Source organism: Deinococcus roseus, from assembly GCF_014646895.1.
In the GTDB taxonomy this organism is placed as follows: domain Bacteria; phylum Deinococcota; class Deinococci; order Deinococcales; family Deinococcaceae; genus Deinococcus_C; species Deinococcus_C roseus.
This window is the reverse complement of sequence record NZ_BMOD01000002.1, coordinates 79,788-103,447: the sequence shown is the minus strand read 5'-3', so window position 1 is coordinate 103,447 and position 23,660 is coordinate 79,788. Positions and strand designations below refer to the sequence as shown.

At 56.8% G+C, this 23,660-nt stretch carries 23 protein-coding genes; 14 read left to right on the top strand and 9 right to left on the bottom strand.

The features are described from left to right. Positions 1–63: 63 nt before the first annotated feature. Positions 64–582: an acetyl-CoA carboxylase biotin carboxyl carrier protein gene (gene accB, locus IEY52_RS03395; RefSeq protein WP_188999875.1), complete on the bottom strand. Its 519-nt coding sequence runs from the start codon at positions 580–582 to the stop codon at positions 64–66. Beyond that, on the bottom strand, positions 582–1,142 hold the full coding sequence (efp, locus tag IEY52_RS03390) for an elongation factor P (protein WP_188999872.1): 561 nt from the start codon (positions 1,140–1,142) through the stop codon (positions 582–584). Before efp ends, accB begins: the two co-directional genes overlap by 1 nt. A 366-nt stretch (positions 1,143–1,508) precedes the next feature. Here efp and IEY52_RS03385 point away from each other — a divergent pair, with 366 nt between their 5' ends. Both IEY52_RS03385 and IEY52_RS03380 read left to right on the top strand, forming a co-directional pair. After that, complete coding sequence (locus tag IEY52_RS03385; RefSeq protein WP_188999869.1) at positions 1,509–1,925, top strand: DUF3592 domain-containing protein; 417 nt, start codon at positions 1,509–1,511, stop codon at positions 1,923–1,925. A gap of 196 nt (positions 1,926–2,121) precedes the next feature. After that, the gene (locus tag IEY52_RS03380) at positions 2,122–3,594 is read left to right on the top strand and encodes an NHL repeat-containing protein (RefSeq protein ID WP_188999866.1); all 1,473 of its coding nucleotides are present in this window, start codon (positions 2,122–2,124) and stop codon (positions 3,592–3,594) included. A gap of 83 nt (positions 3,595–3,677) precedes the next feature. On the opposite strand, the gene IEY52_RS03375 is transcribed toward IEY52_RS03380, so the two are convergent. The 4 genes from IEY52_RS03375 to IEY52_RS03360 are packed head-to-tail and all read right to left on the bottom strand — an operon-like array spanning position 3,678 to position 7,261. Continuing rightward, positions 3,678–4,628 (bottom strand): DUF8754 domain-containing protein, encoded by a 951-nt coding sequence (locus IEY52_RS03375; RefSeq protein ID WP_188999863.1) that lies wholly within the window; start codon positions 4,626–4,628, stop codon positions 3,678–3,680. Between the two features lie 40 nt (positions 4,629–4,668). Then, positions 4,669–5,730: an ADP-ribosylglycohydrolase family protein gene (locus tag IEY52_RS03370; protein WP_188999860.1), complete on the bottom strand. Its 1,062-nt coding sequence runs from the start codon at positions 5,728–5,730 to the stop codon at positions 4,669–4,671. Between the two features lie 8 nt (positions 5,731–5,738). After that, a complete protein-coding gene (locus IEY52_RS03365) occupies positions 5,739–6,521 on the bottom strand; it encodes a metallophosphoesterase family protein (RefSeq protein WP_229684624.1) in 783 nt (260 codons plus the stop codon). After that, positions 6,500–7,261 (bottom strand): Cof-type HAD-IIB family hydrolase, encoded by a 762-nt coding sequence (locus IEY52_RS03360; protein ID WP_188999858.1) that lies wholly within the window; start codon positions 7,259–7,261, stop codon positions 6,500–6,502. The genes IEY52_RS03365 and IEY52_RS03360 overlap by 22 nt, the downstream gene beginning before the upstream one ends. 277 nt (positions 7,262–7,538) lie before the next feature. On the opposite strand from IEY52_RS03360, the gene IEY52_RS03355 reads away from it, so the two are divergent. Beyond that, positions 7,539–8,363: a MerR family transcriptional regulator gene (locus IEY52_RS03355; RefSeq protein ID WP_188999855.1), complete on the top strand. Its 825-nt coding sequence runs from the start codon at positions 7,539–7,541 to the stop codon at positions 8,361–8,363. Between the two features lie 93 nt (positions 8,364–8,456). On the opposite strand, the gene IEY52_RS03350 is transcribed toward IEY52_RS03355, so the two are convergent. Beyond that, positions 8,457–9,896: an aminotransferase-like domain-containing protein gene (locus tag IEY52_RS03350; protein WP_188999854.1), complete on the bottom strand. Its 1,440-nt coding sequence runs from the start codon at positions 9,894–9,896 to the stop codon at positions 8,457–8,459. Between the two features lie 76 nt (positions 9,897–9,972). Between IEY52_RS03350 and IEY52_RS03345 the strand changes: the two genes are divergently transcribed. Beyond that, complete coding sequence (locus tag IEY52_RS03345) at positions 9,973–10,842, top strand: DMT family transporter (RefSeq protein ID WP_188999852.1); 870 nt, start codon at positions 9,973–9,975, stop codon at positions 10,840–10,842. 129 nt (positions 10,843–10,971) lie between these two features. Here the strand turns inward: IEY52_RS03345 and IEY52_RS03340 are convergent, their stop codons facing one another. After that, complete coding sequence (locus IEY52_RS03340; RefSeq protein WP_188999849.1) at positions 10,972–11,745, bottom strand: methylenetetrahydrofolate reductase; 774 nt, start codon at positions 11,743–11,745, stop codon at positions 10,972–10,974. A gap of 284 nt (positions 11,746–12,029) precedes the next feature. Between IEY52_RS03340 and rpsB the strand changes: the two genes are divergently transcribed. From rpsB to IEY52_RS03315, 5 genes are all read left to right on the top strand, one after another. Then, positions 12,030–12,797: a 30S ribosomal protein S2 gene (gene rpsB, locus IEY52_RS03335; RefSeq protein WP_188999847.1), complete on the top strand. Its 768-nt coding sequence runs from the start codon at positions 12,030–12,032 to the stop codon at positions 12,795–12,797. Between the two features lie 169 nt (positions 12,798–12,966). Then, positions 12,967–13,776: a translation elongation factor Ts gene (gene tsf / locus IEY52_RS03330; protein WP_188999845.1), complete on the top strand. Its 810-nt coding sequence runs from the start codon at positions 12,967–12,969 to the stop codon at positions 13,774–13,776. A gap of 72 nt (positions 13,777–13,848) precedes the next feature. Further along, positions 13,849–14,565, top strand: coding sequence for a UMP kinase (gene pyrH, locus IEY52_RS03325; RefSeq protein WP_188999843.1), 717 nt, complete (start codon positions 13,849–13,851; stop codon positions 14,563–14,565). Between the two features lie 220 nt (positions 14,566–14,785). Next, positions 14,786–15,769 (top strand): porphobilinogen synthase, encoded by a 984-nt coding sequence (gene hemB / locus IEY52_RS03320; protein WP_188999839.1) that lies wholly within the window; start codon positions 14,786–14,788, stop codon positions 15,767–15,769. Between the two features lie 65 nt (positions 15,770–15,834). Further along, positions 15,835–17,820 (top strand): protein kinase domain-containing protein, encoded by a 1,986-nt coding sequence (locus tag IEY52_RS03315; protein WP_188999836.1) that lies wholly within the window; start codon positions 15,835–15,837, stop codon positions 17,818–17,820. A gap of 111 nt (positions 17,821–17,931) precedes the next feature. Here the strand turns inward: IEY52_RS03315 and speD are convergent, their stop codons facing one another. Next, the gene (gene speD / locus IEY52_RS03310; RefSeq protein WP_188999833.1) at positions 17,932–18,372 is read right to left on the bottom strand and encodes an adenosylmethionine decarboxylase; all 441 of its coding nucleotides are present in this window, start codon (positions 18,370–18,372) and stop codon (positions 17,932–17,934) included. 305 nt (positions 18,373–18,677) lie between these two features. Here speD and sdhC point away from each other — a divergent pair, with 305 nt between their 5' ends. From sdhC to lysS, 5 genes are all read left to right on the top strand, one after another. Further along, positions 18,678–19,052, top strand: coding sequence for a succinate dehydrogenase, cytochrome b556 subunit (sdhC, locus tag IEY52_RS03305; RefSeq protein WP_188999830.1), 375 nt, complete (start codon positions 18,678–18,680; stop codon positions 19,050–19,052). Between the two features lie 4 nt (positions 19,053–19,056). Beyond that, positions 19,057–19,449, top strand: coding sequence for a succinate dehydrogenase hydrophobic membrane anchor subunit (locus IEY52_RS03300; protein ID WP_188999827.1), 393 nt, complete (start codon positions 19,057–19,059; stop codon positions 19,447–19,449). A gap of 9 nt (positions 19,450–19,458) precedes the next feature. After that, on the top strand, positions 19,459–21,213 hold the full coding sequence (gene sdhA / locus IEY52_RS03295; RefSeq protein WP_188999824.1) for a succinate dehydrogenase flavoprotein subunit: 1,755 nt from the start codon (positions 19,459–19,461) through the stop codon (positions 21,211–21,213). A gap of 13 nt (positions 21,214–21,226) precedes the next feature. After that, positions 21,227–21,934 (top strand): succinate dehydrogenase iron-sulfur subunit, encoded by a 708-nt coding sequence (locus IEY52_RS03290; RefSeq protein ID WP_188999821.1) that lies wholly within the window; start codon positions 21,227–21,229, stop codon positions 21,932–21,934. 151 nt (positions 21,935–22,085) lie between these two features. Then, a complete protein-coding gene (gene lysS, locus IEY52_RS03285; protein WP_188999818.1) occupies positions 22,086–23,612 on the top strand; it encodes a lysine--tRNA ligase in 1,527 nt (508 codons plus the stop codon). Positions 23,613–23,660 lie beyond the last annotated feature (48 nt).

Here is a 23,660-nt window from a genome sequence, read left to right as displayed (position 1 = left end):
AGTTTCCCCCTGCATGGCCCCCGCTGACAGGAGCCCCGAGGGGGAAGTCTCAAATGTTTAAATTCAGGCAGGTTCGATCAGGAACAAATCCTGACCGTACTCGACAGGCTGGGCGTTGTTCACCAGGATCTTGCGCACGATTCCAGCCACTTCTGATTCGATCTCGTTCATCAGTTTCATGGCTTCCACGATGCACAGCACCTGACCAAGTTGCACCCGGTCCCCCACCTGAATGTAGGGTGCTGCGTCAGGGGAGGAGGCAGAATAGTAGGTTCCCACGATGGGAGCCTTCACGGGCACCAGTTTGCTGGTGTCTTCTGTGGGGGCAGCAGGAGCGGCTTCGGGGGCAGGCTGGGCCTGGGCAACAGGCTGGGTGGCCTGCTGGGTCTGGGGGGTGGGCTGGGTGACCACAATGGGCACAGGCTGCTGAGGTCCAGCCACCACGGGTGCTGGAGCCTGCACGAACACCTGTTCCACACCCCGTTTGAGCGAAATCTCGTATTCGCTGGTTTTCAGGCTGAACTCGGAGAATTCAGCGTCTGAAAGGGCATCCAGGATTTTCTTGAGATCCCGGGGGTCCATTATGCCCGTCCCAGGTACTTGCCGCCGTCTCGGGTGTCCACTTTCAGCTTGTTGCCGGTTTCCACGAACAGGGGCACCTGGATGGTGGCTCCGCTGCTCAGTTTGGCGGGTTTGGTGCCACCAGAAACGGTGTCGCCACGCACGCCAGGATCGGTCTCGGTGACTTCCAGAACCACCATGTTGGGCAGTTCAATTTTCAGGGGTTTCTCGCGGAACATCTGCACGTCCACCTGCATGTTTTCCACCAGGAACTTGCTCTGGTCGCCAGCAAGGACCACGGGCAGGCTGACCTGATCGAAGGTTTCCATGTCCATGAACAGGTAGTCGTCGCCGTCCTGGTACAGGAACTGCATGGTGCGTCCTTCCACAAAGATGTCCTGCAGTTTTTCACCGCTGTTGAAGGTGCGGTCCACGATGGATCCGGTTTCCATGTTGCGGAACTTGGTGACCACTTTTGCGCCACCGCGACCCATCTTCAGGTGAGAGTAATCCAGGCATTCCCAGAGCTGTCCGTCCATCTCGACTTTTGTGCCGTTCCGCAATTCTGTTACGCTGATCATTGATTCCTGACTCCTTTGTTCTCTGTGCCCCCTGTTCCCAGGTGCACCATTAAATACGTCCAGGTGAGCCTTTGTGCTGGCTGTCCTGTGCGTTTTGCCCGGAATGCTCTGACATTCTGACGGGGGTAGAGTAGAATGTCCTACTCGCAACAAGCTGTATTCTAACCCGTTCTCTGCACAAAGGTAAGTCACCTTTCTGAGAACACCCTGCTACCTGACACTTTTTGCCAGAAAAAACCTGTTCTGCAAAGGTTTTGTGGGTTGGCTTGAGGGTGTCGGGTGGAAGCAGCAGCAGAGAAGATCTTACCGCAAAAAGATGTGCCAGACCTGCAAGCAACTTCCAGCTGAACACGGTACAGTCACTGCATGGGGATTCAGAAAGCAGTGTTGATTTTCATCATGGCCATCGGAGGACTCTTTCTGCTGGGGGCCGTGTGGGCTGCAGGCAGCCAGTGGGCTTTTCTGCAAAAGAGCCTGAGCGCAAATGGGCATGTGGTGGACCTGGAAAAAGGACGGCTCAGCAAAGGAGGGGTGGTCTACTACCCCTTTGTGAAATACACCACACGGCAGGGCAAGACCCTGATTTTTCGCAATCCGCTGGGCAGCGATCCCCACCCGGACATTGGGGACCGGGTGACGGTGCTGTATGACCCGCAGAAACCTGCATCTGCCACCATTTCCAGCTTTGCGGATCTGTGGATGATCCCCTGCATTCTGCTGGGCCTGGGCTTGTGTTTTGGCGGGGTGGGCTGGTTTGTGTTTCGCCTGTCCCGGTTCGCCTGACCCTGCAGGTTTGAATTGCAGGTTTGAATTGCAGGATTGCAGCATGATTGCCCTCTCTGCCAGAAGCCTGCATCCATTCTGATCTGCCCTTTTTGGCAATCATCTTGCAATCATGCTCCGTTGTTTATTCTGCCTTCATCAGCAGGACGCTCACTGATCAGAGATCAGAAAAAGCGTTCTGGCGCTGGAGGACCTTATGAAACTGAAATTCCTGACTGTTGCCACCCTTGCCCTGATGGTCACCGCCTGCGGAACCCGCACCCCCGTGCAGACCCAGCCCCCCGTGACCCCTGTGGAAGTCCCAAATGCTGAAGGCATGCTGTTCGAGCTGGACACCGTGACCAAAACCATTCGCCCCATTACCCCCCAGGGAACGGGCATCTCACAGCAGGTGTACTACGGAGGCACTGGCTTTTCCACCACCCAGGTGATCACCGACCAGAACGACACCGTTTACAACGTGCAGTTCACCCTGAAAAACGACACCAACCAGATCATGGGTGCAGACTCTGACCTCACTGTCTTTGTGCCCTCCTTTGTGGCCCAGACCGCTGCCAATGTGACCGTGCCTGGAGGCGGCATCGTCAATGCAGATGGACTGCTGCCCGACACCTTCTTCCCCTTCAAGTCCTTCAGCAATCAGGTGAAACCCGGTGATGGCGTGGTGTTCACCATTGCCGTGCAGGTGCCCGAAACGGCCACCAAAGCCGTGTTCTCTCTGGGCGTGACTGCCGGACAGGAGTACAACCAGATCCCCATCACGGCCAATGCTTTCATGCAGCCTGCTTACGGCAAATTCAATGTGGGTGGCTACAAAGCCGGAGCCGCAGACCAGACCCGTTTCAACAAGCCCTTCAGCATGACCACCTGCCCCAGCGGCAAGATCTACCTGACCGACCAGAACGGCCTGTGGCGTCTGGATCCCCACAACACCGTGCTGGTCAGCAGCAACGCCGTGTACCGCAACAACACCTTCATTGACTGCCTGGACAACGATGAAATGGCCATCAACACCCAGGCCAACCAGATCTACACCGTCTCCAGCCTGTTCTGGTCTCCCACCCTGGTGGCGGGCACCGTGGACGCAGGCATGAACGATGGCAACCAGAGCAGCACCCGCTTCAACAACCCCCGCCAGATTGCCCACCACGGCACCGACCTTTATGTGGCAGACCTCAACAACCGCGCCATTCGCAAACTCACCAAGCAGACGGACAGCACCTACCTGACCAGCACCGTTCTCACCATGCCCGCTGCAGAAACCTACGTGGAGGGTGTGGCTGTGGACCCCCAGGGCAACATCTTCTTCGGAACCAGCACCGGCATCTGGCGCAAGAACCTCAACTCCAGCACCCCCGTCAAGATCGTCACCAAACCTGCGGGCTATGACCCCATCACCATCCAGTACCACCCCAACGGCATGATCCTGGTCTCCGAGATCAACGAGCACCGCATCCGGGCCTACACCCCTGCCACCACCAACCTGAACGGCGTCTGGAACCCTGTGGATCTGGCAGGCACTGGTGTGGAAGCCACTGTGTTCACCCGGGGTGAACCCCGCAAACTGGCCATCAAATCCCCTCTGGGCCTCACCGTGAACCGTTACGGCACCATCTACTTCACCCAGTTTCTGGCCCACAACGTCATGCGCATTGACCGCACCAAATAAACCCTGCTAATCAGTCTCAGCGCAGAAAAAACCACCAGAATTTCTGGTGGTTTTCTTTTTGTTTTCCGGTTGTTGGGTCTGGTTCAGGGGTTCAGAGAAGTGATCTCGGGCTTGAACCCGATCTTCTGGATGTAATCCAGATACTCCGCTTCTGACAGGGCTTCTTTCTTGCCACTGAGGGCCACGAAGAACGCCTCCATCACGTTGGTGCCGAAAGAGCGCCCGCCAATTCTGGGGGTGGTGGTGATCATTTCCTTCACCCCGGAAGCCTTTGCCCACGCCAGGTCTGCTGCAGTGGTGGTGTTGGTGAGGATGATCTTGCCTTTCAGGTCTTTTGGGGCGTAACGGCGGATGTAGAGGAAATCTCCGGCAATCACATCGGCCCAGGCGTAGTAATTGCTGCCGGTGCCTTTGACTTCCTTGTCCTGCTTGTCGCCGGTGGGGTAAAACCACTTGAAAGGCAGCAGGGTCAGGACGGGAAGCAGGGTATGGGCCACTTTCCTCAGACCGCCAATGGAACGGATCGGGAAGGGCATCCCCAGGCTGAAGATGATGTCTCCGTACAGCACATCTGCACCAGAACTGGCCAGTTCTTCTGCCATGCCGAAACGGTCCACAGCGGCCACCATCAGGGTGCGGGTGCCGTTCCAGTGGATGTGCGGCTCGAGTTGCCGGATGGCTTCGCGTTCCAGGGTGTGTTTCAGACCGCTGCCGTCCAGAATGGGGGTGATCTTGGCATTGGAGCACAGCTTCACAATGTCCCGGAAGGAATACTTCTTCTCTCCAGCGATGATGTAAAGGTCTGTTCCTCCCAGACCAAATGCATCCACCTTGCCGTCCAGTTCGCGGAAGAGCTGGGCGGCCTTCTCCATGTCGCCATCGGTGCCAATGCGTTCCAGAATGAGTTTCTGGCCCAGCACCGAAAGTTCCTCACGGGCGTTGCGTTTGCTGGAACCGATGGAAACACTGACCACATGTTTGTAACCTGCGGGGGCGGGGGTCCAGCCTGCAGGCAGTGCGCTGCTCAAAGTCATGTTGGTAAACTCCTTGACCCTCCATTATAGGGGGCATGGCTTAAGCAGAAGATGAAGGCCTGGATGCCACCTGCCACCACATGCGCCGCACCACATGTCCCAGCACCCCGGTGTTGAACACAATCTGCCGGGTGGATGACAGCAAAATCGACGGTCTGGGATACTCCTGAACCCGGTTGCGGGCCAGGCTGGACGCGGCTTTTTCCATGAAATCCAGCCCCCGGGCCGGTTCCCACAGTTGCTGGGTCCATTCTGGAGGGATGCCATCAACGCTGACCCGGATGCCCACCAGCCCACCCACCAGAGCGGCCATGGTGTCGGTGTCTCCGCCCAGTTCAATCACGCTTTTGACCGCATGTTCAAACCGGTTGGGGGTGGCAAACCAGGCGTGCAGCACCACCGGCAGGGTGTGATACACGTAACCGCTCACTCCATCTTGCAGGCCCAGTTCTCTTGCAAATTGCAAGGTGGACTGTTGTTTCTCCAGGCTGTCTTCCAGCAAAGCCAGCAAATCCCACAACTCACTGTCTTCCTCCTCAGGGATCCAGTTCAGCAGGTTTTCCAGAAAAGGGGTGATCTTCAGGCGTTTGTGCTCCAGGATGAAACGGGCGGCCAGGGCCAGCACCAGTGCACCTCGCTCTGCACGCAAATCCAGGTGGGTGATGCGCGTGGAAACCCGCACCATCTGGCGCAATTTCTCAGGATCGCCCAGCATCAGGCCCAGAGGCAAACTGCGCATCAGGGGTCCATTTCCGGCAGACATCACGCCACTGCGCTCAGGTGAAACCCCCACAGACAGTTTGCTCACGGCAATCAGGGTGGCCTTGCCTGCACTGAGGGGAAAAGACCGTCCCCAGCGCACCAGACCTTTTGCCAGCAATTTCTGAAACAGTTGCACATCCCCACCGGATTTCAGCAGGGCTTCCAGGGTGATCAGGGCATGCTCGGTGTCGTCCGAGACCATGCCGTGCCCCATCCAGAACCGCATGCGGTCCGGGTGCCCCAGTCTGCTGGCCTGGCTGCGCGGAAGGTTCTCGTAGGGGAGCCCCAGGGCATTTCCCACAGCCATTCCGAGCAGCATGCCATGGATGCGCTCTTGCATACCTCAGCTTACTGCAAATGGTTTTGGGTGAAATTGAAAGGTTCAACCCGCCCTGTTCTGATCCAGCAAGCTCGATCAGAACGCCCTCTCAGTGCGGCAGTTTGTGCAGTGACCTCCCAATCATAGACCACGTTTTGCAGGCTGACCGACCATCCTGAACCTGTGCGGCTGAGCAGGGCATAACGCGCATGGGGGCTGCCCGATTCCATCACATGTGGGTACGGAACATCATCGTCGTAAGCAGGGATGCCCACACTGCCCGGATTCACAATCAACTGGTTTCCAGCCTGTACCACCCGTGCCACATGGGAATGCCCACACAGCACCAGAGGAGCCGTTTCATGGTCCAGGCGTTGCAAGATTTCTGCTTCAGAAGCCAGCCTGACCCCATGCTCCGTCACGGTTTCCAGCAGGTAGGTGGTGTCAGAGGTGGGGGTGCCATGGCAGAGCAGGACACCGGGCAGGTTCAGGGTTGCAGGCATCTCAAGAAGCCACTGCAGGTGGTGTTCTGAAAGCTCGGAATGCAGAAAAGCAAAATCTGCACTGGCTTTTTCCTGTTCTGTGGGGCTGTGGATGCTGCGGTCCTGGTTCCCCGAAATGCACAGCACCCCATGCTCCATCAAGAAATCCGCCACCAGACGGGGCTGCAGGGAACCCCACAGGTGGTCCCCCAGACACACCACCAGATCCGGGCTGTGCTTCTGCAGATCCTCCCAGACTGCCTGCAAGGCCAGCAGGTTACTGTGAATGTCCGAAATCGCTGCAATCCTCACAGGTTCTTGTAAATCCATTCCACCACACCCAGTTTCTCGGGTTCTGCAACATGTTCTTTGCCCAGAGAACGCAGGTGCTCACCTGCATGTCCCACAGAGATGCCCGTTCCAGCCCACTCGAACATGCTGATGTCATTGACCCCATCTCCGAAAGCGACCACATCTTCGGGGCCATAACCATAATGCTGGGCCAGCAAAGAGAGGGCATGTCCTTTGGAGCTTCCCTGGGGCAGCACTTCCAGCACCGTGTGGTCCCAGGGATAAAACTGCCCCTGCACCTGCGCATGGACTTTTTCAGACAGCTTTGTGAGGTTCTTGCCGTAAATCACGATCTTGTTGACGGTTTCTGGCGTCAGGTCCTGCAACTGCTGTACCACATGACCTTCCTGATGGGCCCAGCTGAAAAAGGGATCTTCCAGATCCTTCAGGAAAAGATGGGTGGGACTGCTCATGAAGAACTTTGCTGAACGGTGCTGCCTCAGGAGTTTCAGGGTTTTCAGCACCTCATCTGCACCGATGTACACCTGATGCAGCATTTCTTCGCCGTGACCATGCACCCTTGACCCCTGGCAACTGCCAAAGTGGGATTCCACGTTCAGGGTTTGCAGGTAAGGCCGGGAACTGCGGTCTGTGCGTCCGGTGATCACCGTGACCTGGTGCCCCTTGCTGCGGGCGTAATCCACCGCCTTGCGGGTCTCTGCTGGCAAATCGAACTTCCGGGTGACGATGGTTCCATCCAGATCAAAGGCAAGCAACATAGGGTATTTTATGCACTTATGCATGGGGGGTTGCAGTGGGCCATGTGGCTTAAATCTAAACAAGCCGAGAGCCGAGGGCCGAGAGCCGAGGGCATCTGTAAAGCTCTGGCATAAGCATTTTTGGGTTTGACAGGCAGTTGAGGCTGTGCCAATTTACGCTCTCGGCTCTCGGCCCTCGGCTCTCGGCAAAGAGCTAGACCTGTCATTCCCCAAAAGGTGTCTCCACAAAATTCACACCCCTTGACTCTTCCCCTGGGTCAGACCCCAGACTGAAGCCATGAACGAGACCCGTGCTGACCTGCTGACCATCAGCGCCTTTGCCAGAAACACCCGGCTGTCCCAGAAGGCCCTGAGGCTCTATGACGCCATGGGGCTTTTGATTCCGGTGTTTGTGGATCCGCAAAGTGGATACCGCTATTACCATGCCAGCCAGTTTGAAGCGGCCCATTTGATTGGCCTCCTCAGGCAACTGGAGATGCCCCTGAACCGCATTTTTGAGGTGCTGCAGGCCTCAGAAGACCAGCGGGCAACCCTGGTGCGCTCTTACTGGCGTGAAGTGGAGCAGGATGCACGGCAGAAAAAGGAGCTCGTTCAGTACCTCTCCGATTACCTGGAGAAAAAGGAGAATCACATGTTTGACATCCAGACCCGCACGGTGCCTGCAGCCAAGATCATCACCATTCAGCAACGGGTGTATGCCAGTGATTTGCCCGCTTTCATTGGAGAGGCCTTTGGTCGCATCATGCCCCACCTGGAGGCTTCGGATGCCCCCATCACTGCTGCCCCTTTTGTGATCTACCACGGGACCGTAAACCAGGATTCAGATGGGCCTGTCGAGGTGTGTGTGCCTTTCATGGGTCCAGTGGAACCTCTGGAAGGCATGAACATCCGCATTGAACCCGAGCACCCCGAGGCCTTCACCACCATCACCAAAGGGCAGTGTGTGTTCCCGGAAATCCTCAAGGCCTACGATGCTGTTTCTTTGTGGCTCAGAGAACAGGGCAGGATGTGCAGCATGCTGTCTTCCCGTGAAGTTTACTTCGCAAACTGGGATGAGGCAGGACCAGACGATCTGGTGTGTGACATTGCGTTTCCTTACTGACCACTGACCCCCACCTCGCTCACTTCGCCTCGCTTTCCTCCCCCTCAGGGGGAGGACCTGTCGGAGACAGCGGTGGGGGTTGGAGGGGGAAACTCAGGAGGAAGACCGGGCACGGCCCGCGGTGAGGGTTGTGGGGAGGGCAGCAGGGCTGAGTTCCCTCACCACTTCTCCCAGGCGGTGAATGCCGTCTTTCAGGGTCTGGGGATCCACCGACCCGAAACTCATGCGGATGAAGTCGCCACTGGGCTCTGCTGGAAAGTAGACGTTGCCGCACACCACGATGACCCCATTGCGTTCTGCTGCACGGGTGAACTCCTCGGCCCGGATGCCTTCAGGAAGGCGCAGCCACATGTGCACCCCTCCAGTGGGATGGGTGTAGGGCGTGAGGCCCGGAATGTTCTTCAGCTCCTGCAAAGCGATGTTGCGGCGGTATTTCAGCTCCTGATGCAGTTTTTTCAGATGTTTGGGCCAGGCCGGGCTGGTCAGAAAGTGCAGGGCCGTTTCCTGCAGAAGCCTGCTGACAAAAAGACCATCCACCACGCTCATGGAGTTGATTCTGGCCCGTGCTGCACCTTTGGCAATCACGGCCCCGACCCGCAAACTGGGGGCCACACTCTTGGTGAGGGAACGCAGGTAGATCACGTGGTTTTCGTTCTCGCTGATCAGGGGAGGGGAGTGGGTGCCCTCGAAGGTCAGGCCGTTCAGATAGTCGTCCTCAACGATGAAAGCCTGGTATTTCTCTGCAATTTCCAGCACCCGCTTTCTGCGGTAAGGAGAGAGGGTGGCTCCGCTGGGGTTGGAGTGCCGGGGCTGGGTGTAAAAAACCTTGGCCCCGGTTTTCTGGAAGGCCGATTCCAGAAATTCAGGAATCACGCCCTGGGCATCGGTGGGAACGGCAATGGGGTTCACCTTGTTGGAGCGCATCACGGCCAGGGCTCCCAGGTAGGTGGGAGATTCCACCAGCACATGCTGTCCGGGTTCGGTCAGGGCACTGAAAATGGTGGCCAGGGCGGCCTGTCCGCCTGAGACAATTTGCACATCTGCGGCCCGCACGTATCCACCTGCTTCGTGGGCGAACCAGGCCCGAAGTTCTTCGAGGCCCTCGGTGGGGGCCCATCCCCACACGGTGGGTTTGCGCATCACGGCTTTCAGGCTGGATTGCAGGGCTTCCACGGCCTGCAGTTCAGAATCCAGATACCCCGATTGCAGCGGAATGCAACCACTGGGCACATTGGCCATGAATTCCCGCAGGTTGTCTCCAGGGTGGTATCTGGTGCCCAGGGTGATTTCCTGCCAGGCGGTGGGCTTGGTTTCCCGGCGGTGGATGGGATCTGCCACAAACGTTCCACTGCCTGTTTTGGTGACGATTTTGCCTTCCAGAGACAGGGCTTTTAAAGCCTTGTTGATGGTGATGGGACTGGCCTGAAATTGCTCCATCAAATCCCGCACGGTGGGCAGCTTCTCTCCAGCCTGCCGGGTCTGGATATCATCTCTGAGTGCGTTCAGGATTCGGTCTAGACTGGATTTTGACATGTATACCTCTCAATTGTTATCATAATATATGAAGGATACCGATAACAATACCCTGTATTTACAAGCAAGACCTCAAGTGTTATCCAAAGAGGTCTACGGGATGCTGCTGGCCTTCCTGGGGGTGCTGATCTTCAGCTGGACCCTGCCTGCTTCCAGATTTGCTGCACCAGAAATGGGCGGCCTGGCAGTCGGTGTCTTCAGAAACCTGATCGGTGCAGCGGTGGCGATGGTGGTCCTTCTGATCCACAAAGAAAAATTTCCGGCCAGACAGCACTGGAAAAGCATCATCCTGGCGACCCTCGGAACGGTGGGATTTGGGACCAGTGTGGCCATTGCCATGAAAGATGTGCCCTCTGCCCACGGTGCTGTGGTGATTGCCGTGATTCCCCTGACCACCGCACTGCTGGCGGTCCTGAGGGCAAAAGAACGGCCTCCGCTGAATTTCTGGATTGGCATTCTGATCGGGTGCGGTACCGTGGTGACCTTCCTGATCAGCCAGAACGGAGGCAGCCTGAAATTGCACACCGCAGATGTGTGGTTGCTGGCTGCACTGGTGTTCTCTGCTTTCACTTATGTGGAAGGAGCCAAAGTCACCCGCCACATGCCCGGCTGGAAAGCCATTTCCTGGATTCTGGTGTTCACCCTGCCCCTGATCCTTCCTGCCAGCATTTTTCTGCTGGTCCAGAATCCCCACATCCTCAACCTCACCCCTGTGGCCTGGGGCGGCCTGATCTATGTGGCCCTGTTCAGCGCGTACCTGGGCTTTTTTCCCTGGTACCACAGCTTCACGCTGGTGGGCATCTCCAGAGCAGGTGTGATCCAGCTCCTGCAACCCCTGATGACTTTTGTGTGGGGAGCCCTCTTTCTGGGAGAACACCTGAGCCCTGCCATTCTGATTGCAGGAGCTGTGGTGCTGGGCAGCACGGTGCTGTGCTGGAAGAAGTAAAAGCCCTCAGCGTTCAGCGATCAGGCCCCATTCTGGGTGCCGTTCTGGTCAAGAAGCCATCAGCAAAAACAAGAAACAGAAGCTGGATTGCTCTGGCTTCTGTTTCTTGTTGCTCAGATTTTCAATGGCTCAGTCCTGACCGGAAGGCAAAATCCCCTCCAGATAATCCTTAACCTTCACCTTGATGGGCATGATGTAGAGGTGCCCGCCATTCTGCCCGGCCCACTGAATGGCCTCTCTGGCAAAATTGCGGTTCCACTCCAGTGTGGGCTGAAAGTGCCGGGGGAAAATGGCCCGGTTGCGGGTCTCCCAGTAATTCCGGGAGCGCTGGCCCACCACAGAGGTGATGCCCCACACCACAGGCAAATCCCTGCATTCTGACTGTTCAAACATCTCTGCAAAGACTTCCATCAGGCGCACATCAAAATACGGCTGGGTGAAAAACCCCTCTGCTCCGGCTTCCTGTTTGCGTTCCAGATACTCCAGTTCGCTCCTCAGGCTGGAACGGTAAGGGTCCAGACCGCCATACACCTTGATTTCAGGGAGTTCCCGTTTGAACTTGCGCATCAGTTCGATGCAGGAGGTCGGGTAAACCTTGCGGCTCATGTCCACTGGAGGATCTCCCGTGACCACAATGACCTCCTTTACCCCGCTTTCCCGCAGTTTCTCTGCAAAGGGAAAGGGTTTTTTCAGGTCAAAATCAATGGAACGAAAATGGGGAATGGGACTCAGGCGTGGCACCTCTGAACGCACATGCGAGCAGGCATCCCAGCTGCGAATCGGCATGCGCATCAAATCTGGAATGTTCACGGCATTCACCGTGGGAAGTTCATCCCGGATGTAATCCAGCTCTGATTGCAGGTCTTCGGGGCTTCGGGGCACCACTTCAATGGAAATCCACATGGGTGACAGTGTACCTGCCCCTCTGTGGGGTTCCCTTCAGAGGTCTATCCCGTCTTTGTGAATGGACACAGGTTCTCGATGGCACCTCGAAGCCTCTCATCAAGCGACCCCTCCAATTTGCAACCCATGCCATATTGTCCGCTGTGTTTTGTGCTAGACTCTTCTTTGGCTGTTTTTTGCCAGTGGTCTGACGGGTCGTTTTGCGGGCAGAGGGTGTCCCCAGAACAACGAGGCCAGCACGACCAACATCAACCTGTTTTACAACGCCCTCACAAGGAGTACAGATGTCTTACATCAGCATGAAGCAACTGCTCGAGGCCGGCGTGCACTTCGGTCACGAAACCAAGCGCTGGAACCCCAAGTTCAAGCGTTTCATCTTCGCCGAGCGCAATGGTATTTTCATCATTGACCTGCAGAAGACCCTCAAGCAGATTGACCGCAGCTTTGACTTCATCAAGGAAACCGCTGAACGCGGTGGCGTGATCCTCTTCGTGGGCACCAAGAAACAGGCCCAGGAAATCGTGGAACTCGAAGCCCGCCGCACCGGCATGCCCTTTGTGACCCAGCGCTGGCTCGGTGGAATGCTCACCAACTTCCGCACCATCCGCAGCCGCATTGATCGCCTTGAAGAACTCAACGAGATGATCGAAACCGGAGCCATCAACGCCCGTCCCAAAGCTGAACGCATCCAGCTGGGCAACGAGCGTGACCGCCTGGAGCGCTACGTGGGCGGCATCCGCAACATGACCCGTCTGCCTGACGCGCTGTTCGTTGTGGACCCCACCAAAGAAGTGATTGCTGTGCAGGAAGCCAACAAACTTGGCATTCCCGTGATTGCTCTTGCTGACACCGACTCCAACCCCGACGTGATCGACTACATCGTTCCTGGCAACGATGATGCGATCCGTTCCATCCAGCTGATCACCAACCGCATCGGTGACCTGATGGTCGAAGCCCGTGGTGGCGGCGAAGTGGTGGCCAGCACCCCTGCTGTTGAAGAAGAAGCTGCTCCTGCAGTTGAAGCTGAAGAAGAAGCAGTCGTTCAAGAATAAGTGTGAACCTGACGGGAGTGGGGGGATCACAGCCCCTCACTCCCTGTTGTGTGTTTGCTGGTGGTGGCCTCAAAATGCTTGACCCTGGACTGAAATGTCCAGTGCACCATCAAGAACCGAGCACAACCCCAAAAGAGTGAAACCCATCTCAAACAAAGGAGATCCAATCATGATGGAGTCCATCAAAAGAGTACGTGAAATCACCAGCGCTGGAATCGTAGACGTGAAAAAGGCCCTGACGGATGCCGAGGGCAACGAAGAAAAAGCTGTGGCCCTGCTGCGCGAGCGTGGCATTGCCAAAGCGGGCAGAAAAGCCGACCGTGAAGCCAAAGAAGGCCTCATCGCTTTCCAGGTCTCCGAAGACGGCAAGCGTGCTGCTCTGGTTGAAGTGAACAGCGAAACCGACTTCGTGGCCCGCAACGCTGACTTCCAGGCCCTGGTGAAACAGCTGGCCGAAGTTGCCCTGAACGCCAGAACCAGCGACCTCGAAGTGTTCAAGAACGCCGACCTCGGCAACGGCGAAACCGCCGACACTGCTGTCAAAGGCGCTGCTGGAAAAATCGGTGAGAACATCGTGCTGAGCCGCGTGGCTTACCTGGAATCCGATGGTGTTGTTGGTGCCTACGTGCACTCCAACGGCAAAATCGGTTCTCTGGTGGCCCTGAGTGGTGCTGACGCTGCTGTTGCCAAGGACATCGCCCTGCACGTGGCTGCCGAGCGCCCCCGTTACCTGGACCGCAGCGAAGTGGACAACAGCGCCATCGAAGCCGAGCGTGAAATCCTCACCAACAAGGCCATCAACGAAGGCAAGCCTGCCCAGATCGTGGAAAAAATCGTGGCGGGCCAGCTGGGCAAATTCTACGAAGAAACCGTTCTGCGTGAGCAGAAATTCGTGAAAGACAACAGCCTGACCGTGGCCAAGTACGCTGGTGACAACACCATCAACAGCTTCGTGCGCTTCGAAATCGGCTCCAAATAATCTGAAAGCGGGGAAATTCCCCGCTTTTTTCATGTGGTGGAGCCTAGGCTCCACCCTTTTTCGGGAGGAAACATGGCGTACAAAAGGGTACTCCTTAAACTGTCCGGCGAATTTCTGTCTGCCGAAAACGGGTTTGGCATTTCCCACGAAGCCACCACAGCCCTGGCCCGCGAGATCAAAGCAGCCAGAGATGCCACAGGTGTGGAACTTGCCATTGTGGTGGGGGCAGGCAACCTCTGGCGCGGTGCACGCAACGGGGAAGGCATGGATCCCGCCACTGCCGACTACATGGGCATGATTGCCACCGTGATGAACGCCATCGCCCTGCAAGACGCTCTGGAGCAGGTGGGTCAGCCCACCCGCGTGCAGACCGCCATCACCATGAGTCAGGTGGCTGAGCCTTACATCCGCCGCCGTGCCATTCGCCACCTGGAAAAAGGCCGCGTGGTGATCTTCGGGGCAGGCACCGGAAACCCCTTCTTCACCACCGACACCACTGCCACCCTGCGTGCCCTGGAAGTCGGCGCAGAAGTGGTCCTGATGGCCAAAAACAAGGTGGATGGGGTTTACTCCGACGACCCCCGCAAGAACCCCGATGCTTACAAAATCGACAGCATCTCACACCGTGAAGTGGTTTCCCGTGGCCTGCAGGTGATGGACGCAACCGCCCTGACCCTCTGCCAGGACAAGGGCCTGCCCCTGGTGGTTTTCGACATCTTTGCTGAAGGCAACCTTGTGCGCCTGCTCAGCGGTGAAAAGGTTGGGACCTTCATTTCCAGCGAAGTCTGATTCATTTTGAGATGTAGGGGCGCAGCGTGCTGCGCCCTTTTTGTTTCTGGGTGAGGTCAAGCAATTTGGTGGTTCTGGACATCAAGTGCCAGCCAGAGATCCAATTTGAGATTTCTGCCATCAGGGCGAGGCACGCCTCGCCCCTACATTTCCCTTCTGCCAAACACCATCGTGAAATCCAGGGTTTTTCGTCCCGCTTCCATTGGGTATCCTGTTCTCTATGGACCTCACCTACCGTCCCCGCCGCCTGCGTTCCAGCCATTCCATCCGTGAAATCCTCAGGGAAACCACCCTGGAACCCCGTCATCTTCTGTACCCCATGTTCATTGAGGAAGGGGAGGGGGTCAAAACCCCAATCTCTGCCATGCCTGGAATTCACCGGTATTCCATTGATCTGGCCATCGAGCATGCCAGAGAGGCCTGGAACCTGGGCATCAAGGGGGTGGCATTGTTTCCCGCCATTCCCAATGACCTGAAAGACAAATATGGCTCTGAGAGCCACAACCCGCAAGGGCTGTTTGCCCGCACCATTCGGGCATTTAAAAAAGCGCTGCCCGAACTGCTGCTGATCACCGATGTGGCCCTGGATCCTTACTCCTCAGATGGACACGATGGGATTGTCTCTGAAACTGGGGAGATCCTGAACGATGAGACTGTGGAGGTCTTGATCAAAATGGCCCTCACCCAGGCGGCTGCAGGTGCAGACATTGTGGCTCCTTCTGACATGATGGATGGCCGCATTGGAGCCCTGAGGTCCGCTCTGGACGAGGCGGGTTTTGAGCGGGTCATGATCATGTCTTACTCGACCAAGTACGCCTCTGCTTACTATGGTCCTTTCAGAACAGCGCTGGACAGTGCACCCAAGATGGGGGACAAGAAAACCTACCAGATAAACCCTGCTTCGGGGTACCGGGAGGCCCTGAGGGAATCCAGCCTGGATGAAGCAGAAGGGGCAGACTTCCTGATGGTCAAGCCTGCGCTGGCCTACCTTGACGTTTTGCGCGTTGTGCGGGATAACACTCAACTTCCGGTGGTGGCCTACAACGTCTCTGGAGAATACGCCATGGTGAAGGCTGCAGCGCAGGCCGGTTACATCGATGAAAAGCGCATTGTGCTGGAGACCCTGACCAGCATGAGAAGGGCTGGAGCGGACGCCATTCTGACTTATCACGCGCTGGACGCAGCAAACTGGCTCAAATCGTAATGGCTTCTTAACAAACTCTAAAATTTGCTATCCTAGGAGAATAAACCGCACGCTTAGGGAGCAAAATGGTTTGGTTGATCCTGATTTTTGTCGTGAGTGGTGTGCTGTGGTACCGAGCATCAGAACGCGTTCTGGCGCTGGCCCTGGCAGTGGTCACTCTGCTTTTCGTCACCTACCTGGTCAGTTTCAGTTCGGTGGAGCGTGCGCTCACACCAGCTCTGATTGCCAGCTTCCTGATTGGAACAAGCTTTTACCTCACCAGGTTTGTTCCGGTGAAAGGACCCAACCGCAAACAGCGGCGGAAACCCAGAGCGCGACTGGTCCGCCAGGGAGGAGAACTTCAACTCAACATCCGGGGCTACCAGATCCTGGAGCGCATCGGAGAAGGGGGCATGGCTGTGGTCCATCTGGCCAGAAGGCTGGAGGACGAAAAGCTGGTGGCCATCAAGGTCCCCCTGGAAAAACACTTTGGTGACAACAAGGTGCTGCGCAGGTTTGTGCAGGAAGCCGCCACCCTCAAGCGCCTGGAACACCCCAACATCGTGCGGGTCTTTGACTACAATGCTGACACCCAGCCTTTTTACATGATCATGGAGTATGTCAAAGGTCAGTCTCTGGAAGGGTACATGCTCTCGCAGCCTGTGAGTGTGTCTTCGGTGCTGAACATTTCCCGTGCTGTGTGTGATGCCCTCAGGTACATTCACTCCCAGGGACTGGTGCACCGGGATGTCAAGCCTTCCAACATCATGCTGATGCGTGAACAGATCACCCAGGGAGACATCGATTCCTACCAGGTGCGCCTGATGGATTTCGGGATTGCTGTGGGTCAGGCGGTGTCCCGTCTGAGCGTGGGCGCAGGTCGGGTGGGCACCCCCATCTACATGAGCCCCGAACAGGCCAAAGGTGGCAGTGTGGATGCCCGCAGTGACATCTACAGTCTGGGCATGGTGCTGTACGAGATGGCTGCAGGTCGCACCCCTTTTGCAGGCAGCTACGACGTGGTGGTGCACCAGCAGGTCTTCGATGTGCCCACCCCTCCCCGCCAGTACAATGTGCGGATTCCCATTGCGCTCAACGACCTGATCATGCGCATGCTTGAAAAAGACCCCTCCCACCGCCCCAGCCTGGACGAGGTGCTGCGCCTGATTGACTCTGGCGACCTGATCGACAACTCCATTCCCATCCTGCCCAGCACGCTGGTGGTGGTGACCAACAGCGGTCAGAATTTCATCCGGGTGCTGGACACCCAGGGGAATTTGCTGCAGGGTCTGGGCAACATGGATTCGGGCGCCCTGCCCACCATTCCTGTGGCCTGCCATTACCTCCCAGATGGAAACCTGCTGGCAGGCGTGGTGGATTACAAAACCGCCAATGCCCCCATGCTGCGCATCCTCAACAGCGAGATGGAACTGGTGGGTGGTTTTGCCCCTTACGGCCTGAAAGAAGGCAACCTGCTCAACCTGGTGTCTCTGGCCGTGACCCCCAGCAAGCGCATTTACGCCCTGGACCTGGACACCTGCATGGTGCAGGAGTACACCATGGAAGGGGACTTCGTTCGCAAATTTGGTGGGCGTGGAGACGGTCAGGGCACCTTCCGGGAGCCCCGCATGCTGGCCGCCAACGATGAATTCATCTTTGTGCTGGACACCCAGCTTCGCGAAGTGCAGCGTTTCTCGCTGGACGGCAGCTACATTTCACGGGTGGCCTTTAAGCAATCCAAAGATGCCCAGGCCCTGCAAGCCCTGGACGGGGTGGGTGTGGACCTCAAAGGCAATGTGCTGGTCAGCGATTCCACCAGCAGCCGCATCCGCGTGATGAGTGCTGCCGGGAAACCGGTCTCTGCGGTGCTGATTGACCCCTGGCACGGTGAGCCCACAGGTGAACTGCTGCTGGATGTGGACCACGAAGGCCACATTTACGCAGCCCGCAAAGGCGGTCAGCTGATCCGCAAGTACACCGCAGACGGTCAACTGATGGGCATGCTGGACGCCCTGGCCCCCGTGCTGGCTTTCAGTGTGCGCAGAACGGTTCCTGTTTCGGTCAAAGCCTGAACTTAACCTTCAAATCAACATCCAAATCAACATCCAAATCAACATCCAAATCAACATCAAAAAGCGGCTGGAGATCCCAGCCGCTTTTCCTGTGTTTGTTTTTTGCTGCGCTTATGCCAGTCGAGCAGAGAGGTATTCCCGTTCCCCAGAGAGGATCTTCTGGGCCACCGCGAGGTCTTTGGGAAATTCCTTGCCCCTGTTGATGAAGTGGGTGTCGTACCGTCCGATGTCCAGTTTCTCAACCAGATAATTGAGTGCGTGCTGGGCATCGAATTCTTTGCAGGAAAAAATGTCCACACTGACAAATCCCCGTCTGGGGAAGGTGTGAATCGCAATGTGCGATTCAGCAATGATCACCACACCGGTGTAACCCGAGTCTTCTTCGCTGAGGCCGTGGTGTTCGGTGACGGCAGGAGGCAGCACCACAGTCATGTCGATTGCCCGGGGAAGGTCTTGCAGGATGCTTTCCAGCAGTGCTGCGTCTTCCAGTTTCTCTGAGGCGGCGTGATAACCATCGATCATCAAGTGGGGTCCGAAACCGAACAGTTCCAAAATGTGCCTCCTTGTTGCCTTGACAAGACAACGGGATCAATTATACATGAGACCTGCGAAGCGTCAAACAAACCCCTGACAAATCTGGACACCGAAAGCGCTTTTGATTAATTTTGTAAAAATTCCCCATCTGGAACAGTGCCTTTTTTGTTGCAAATTTGTGGAATTCTGTTCCAAAATGACAAATTTTTGATCACCCATCTCTGCATATACAGTTGTCCCTTGACAGGCCCGAAGGCAGAAAGAACATGCTAAACTGTATCGTGTTGTTTAACCGACGTTAAAGGATTCGCAAGGAGGAGAACATGATCGGAGGGTATCGAGGCAAGGAAGGACAGTGGGCCTTCATGCTGCACCGCATTTCGGGGCTGGCAATCTTGCTGTACTTGCTTTTACACATCCTCTCTATCGGGTCGATTGCCATCAGCAGAGACGCCTATGAGGCTGTGCACGCCGTGGAAAGCCACTGGCTTTTCTCCATCGGCCTGGTGTTTGTGACCGCAGGGGTGCTGTACCACGCCCTCAACGGGCTGCGCATCATCTTCATGGATTTTGCCGGCTGGGGTGTGAAAATTCAGCGGGAGTTGTTCTATCTGGTGCTGGTGATCAGTGCAGTGGGTGGGCTCATGACCGGAGTGCTGACCCTGGGCCGCATTCTCGGCTGGTTCCCGGAGGCTTGAAACCATGATTCGCGCAAAACGTTTTGAAGACGCCAAGGCCCAGGCCACCGGAAACTCCGAACTGTTCTGGTGGGTGTTCATGCGCATCAGCGGCATTGTGCTGATGTTCCTGGTGCTCGGTCACATCTACATGACCTTCATTCAGGCCCCTGAGTCGGTCACCGCCAGCTATGAAACCATTGTGAACAAGCTGGACAAACCCGTCTGGAAACTCTATGACTGGCTGATCATGGTGCTGGCTGGCCTGCACGGGGTGAACGGTGCCCGTTACGTCATCGAGGACTACATCCCCAGCAAGAACCGCCGTTTCTGGACCAAAGCCATCTTCTACACCGTTGTGGGTGTGATTTTTGTGTGGGGCACCATCGGCCTTTACACCTTCCAGCCTGCTCAATAAGGAGCCAATATGCATCACCGTTACGATGTCCTTGTGGTCGGCGCAGGTGGAGCAGGTCTCATGGCCTCCCTGTATGCCGCAAAAAACAAAAACGTTTCTGTCGCTGTGATCAGCAAACTGTACCCCACCCGCTCCCACACCGGAGCCGCACAGGGTGGGGTGGGTGCCGCCCTCGGGAACGTCAACGAGGACCACTGGGAATGGCACATGTTCGACACCATCAAAGGTGGCGACTACCTGACCGACCAGGACGCAGCAGAGATCTTCTCCAAAGACGTGATCGAGGCCGTGTACGAACTCGAACACATGGGGTTGCCCTTCAGTCGCCTTCCCAACGGCAAGATCGCCCAGCGCAAATTCGGCGGGCACACCCGTGAATACGGAAAATCTGCTGTGGAACGCGCCTGCTACGCTGTGGACCGCACGGGCCACATGATCCTGCAGACCCTGTACCAGCAGAACGTTAAAGCCGGAACCACTTTCTACAACGAGTTCCAGGTGCTGGACCTGATCATCGAGGACAACGTCTGCAAAGGCGTGGTGGCCCTGGAACTTTCCAGCGGTGAAATCCACACCTTCCATGCCAAATCCGTGATTCTGGCTTCGGGTGGATATGGTCGCGTCTTCAAGATCACCAGCAATGCCCTGTCCCTGACCGGCGACCTGATGAGCATCTACTACCGCAAAGGCCTGCCCCTGGAAGACCTGGAGTTCTACCAGTTCCACCCCACCGGCATTGCCAAACTCGGCATTCTGATCACCGAGGGTGCGCGTGGTGAAGGAGGCATCCTCAGAAATGACTCTGGAGAGCGTTTCATGGAGCGTTACGCCCCCACCATCAAGGACCTGGCCCCCCGTGACATGGTGTCCCGTGCCATCTACCGCGAAATCCGTGAGGGACGCGGGGTGGGCAAGGAAAAAGACGCCATCATGCTGGATTTGACCCACCTGCCCAAGGACATCATCGAGAGCCGCCTGCCAGACATCACCGACTTTGCCCGCACCTATCTGGGTGTGGACCCGGTGAAGGAACTGGTGCCGATCCAGCCCACCGCCCACTACGCCATGGGTGGGGTGCCCACCACCATCGACGGGGAAGCCCTGGCCAGCGAAGACGGCACCCTGGTTCGTGGTCTGTACGCAGCAGGGGAAGTGGCCTGCGTGAGTTTGCACGGAGCCAACCGCCTCGGGACCAACTCCCTGGGAGATTTGATCGTGTTCGGACGCCGTGCTGGCATGGCCGCAGCCAAGTTCGCCCAGAAAGCAGAGTTTGAAACCCTGCCCAACAACCCCGAGGCTTACTCCAAGGGCCTGATTGACCGCCTGCGCAGCAACAGTGGCACCGACAATGCTGCCAAAATCCGCAAGGAACTGCAGGACACCATGATGATGAACGTGGGCATCTTCCGCAACGGCAAGGACATGGAAGCCCAGGTCAAGATCGTGAAGGAACTGCAGGCCCGTTACAAGAACGTGTCGGTCGCTGACCCCAGCGCACGCTACAACACCGAACTGGTGGAAGCGCTGGAACTCGGCTTCCTGCTGGACATCGCAGAAGCCATGACCGCCAGTGCCCTCAACCGCACCGAATCCCGTGGAGCACACGACCGCGAAGACTTCACCGAGCGCAACGACGACCAGTGGCTGAAACACACCATGGCCTACCGGGACATGAACAACCCTGGAAACGTGCTGCTCAGGTACAAACCCGTGGTCCTGAAGGGCGAAACCCTGAACTTTGTGCCCAAGCCACGGGTGTACTAAGGAGACCAGACCCATGAAAGTCAATGTCAAAGTTCAGAGATACAACCCGGAGAAAGACAAAAAGCCATCCTGGCAGTCTTTCGCTGTGGAATGTGAACCCGGAGACCGGGTGCTGGACCTCCTCAACCACATCAAGTGGTACATGGACTCCACCCTGACCTACCGCCGCAGTTGCGCCCACGGGGTGTGCGGAAGCGACGCCATGCTGATCAACGGACGCAACCGTCTGGCCTGCAAAATCCTGGTGAAAGACCTGGCCAGAGATGGTGGCACCATCACCGTGGAACCCATCCGGGGCCTCAAAGTGGAGCGCGATTTGCTGGTGGACATGGAGCCCTTCTTCGATGCCTACCGCGCGGTGATGCCCTTTTTCATCAATGATGATCCTGTTCCTGCCGGAGAGCGCCTGCAGAGCGTGGAAGACCGGGCCATCTTCGATGAAGGAACCAAGTGCATCCTCTGCGCCTGCTGCACCACATCTTGCCCCATCTTCTGGGTGAACGGACGTTACCTGGGTCCTGCCAGCATCGTGCAGGCCCACCGTTTCATCTTTGATTCCAGAGACAAGGGCTCAGACCAGCGCCTGAAAGTGCTGAACCAGAACACCGGCGTGTGGCGTTGCCGCACCGCTTACAACTGCACCGAAGCCTGTCCCAGAGACATCCCCATCACCGAACTGATCGAGGAAGTCAAACGCGCAGTGCTGTACCAGAAAGCCTGATCTTCAGGCCCCATGGGTCTTGCCCGGTCCTCCTCTGTATAAGGGAGGGCCTTTTTGTGGTTATGGGCCTGCTGGGCCTGCCAAGGGCCAGCAGGCCCATAACCTATGTCATGCTTTCCTGCACGCACCATTTTTAGGTATCCTGTAAACCATGTCGCAGGAAATGCACGAACAGACCGTGGCGCGCCTCAAGAACCAGCAGGCGCTGATTGAAATGGGCTTCGAAGCCTACCCTTACACCTACCCGCAAACGCACCACACCCAGGACATCCTCAAAAAGCACATCGAAGGGGAACCCGGTCAGAAATGGGCAGAAGACCACTACGCCCTGGCTGGACGCCTGATGACCATCCGTTTCATGGGCAAGGTGGCTTTTGCAGACCTGCATGACGAACAGGGCAAAATCCAGCTGTACTTTGGCAAAGACATTCCCAACTTTGCGGGCATCAAGCACCTGGACCTCGGAGACATCATTGGGGTCAAAGGCCACCCCTTTGTCACCAAGACCGGACAGCTGACCCTGCACGTCACCGACTGGCAGCCCCTGGTCAAGAGCCTGCACCCCCTGCCAGACAAATACCACGGTCTGCAGGACATCGAAATGCGTTACCGCCAGCGCTACCTGGACCTGATGACCAACCCCGAGGTCAAGGAGAACTTCAAGCTGCGCTCCAGAATCGTGCGTTTCATTCGCAACTTTCTGGACGACCGGGATTTCATGGAGGTGGAAGGCCCCACCATCCAGGCCATTGCTGGAGGCACCGAGGCCAAACCCTTCGTGACCCACCACAATGCCTTATCGCATGATTTCTTCCTGCGCATTGCGCTGGAACTGCACCTCAAGCGCCTGCTGGTGGGCGGTTTTGAGCGGGTTTACGAGATTGGTCGGGTGTACCGCAACGAGGGCATCGACCAGACCCACAACCCCGAATTCTCCATGCTGGAGCTTTACTGGGCCTACGTGGACTACGAGGACATCATGAAACTCGTGGAGGATTTGTTCTCTGCCCTGGCCCTCTCTGTCAAAGGCAGCACCGAATTCGAGATTTACGGCAAACAGGTCAACTGGTCTGCGCCTTTTGACCGTGTGGATTACGTGGGCAGCCTGAAAGAAAAAGTGCCGGACCTGGACTTCGATCCCCTGGATCTGCCCAGACTGCGCGAATTCTGCGATGCCCGCTACCCCCAGTGGAAGAAAGTTCCGGATTACAAGCTGCTGGACAAGCTTTTCGGGGAGTACGTCGAGCCCGGACTGATCAACCCCACTTTCGTGATTCACCATCCGCTGGTGATCAGCCCGCTGGCGAAAAAACACCGCACCCTGGAAGGGGTCACCGAGCGCTTCGAGCTGTTCGGGATGGGCTTCGAGCTGGCCAATGCCTTCAGTGAACTGAACGATGCCCTGGACCAGCGCCAGCGTTTCGAGAGCCAGACCAGACGCCGTGAAGCCGGAGACGATGAGGCCCACGAGCAGGACGAGGACTTCCTGACCGCCCTGGAATACGGTATGCCCCCTGCCGGTGGTCTGGGCATCGGGATTGACCGTCTGGTGATGCTGCTGACCGACAAGGAAAGCATCCGTGATGTGCTGCTGTTCCCCCTGATGAAGCCTGAAAAAGCCCGTCCTCAGCAGGACGCGCCAACTGATCCGGCTGAAACGGCTGAAACAGAAGTCTAAAATTTCAGCAAAGAAATGAGGAGCCGGAAACGGCTCCTTTGCTTTTGT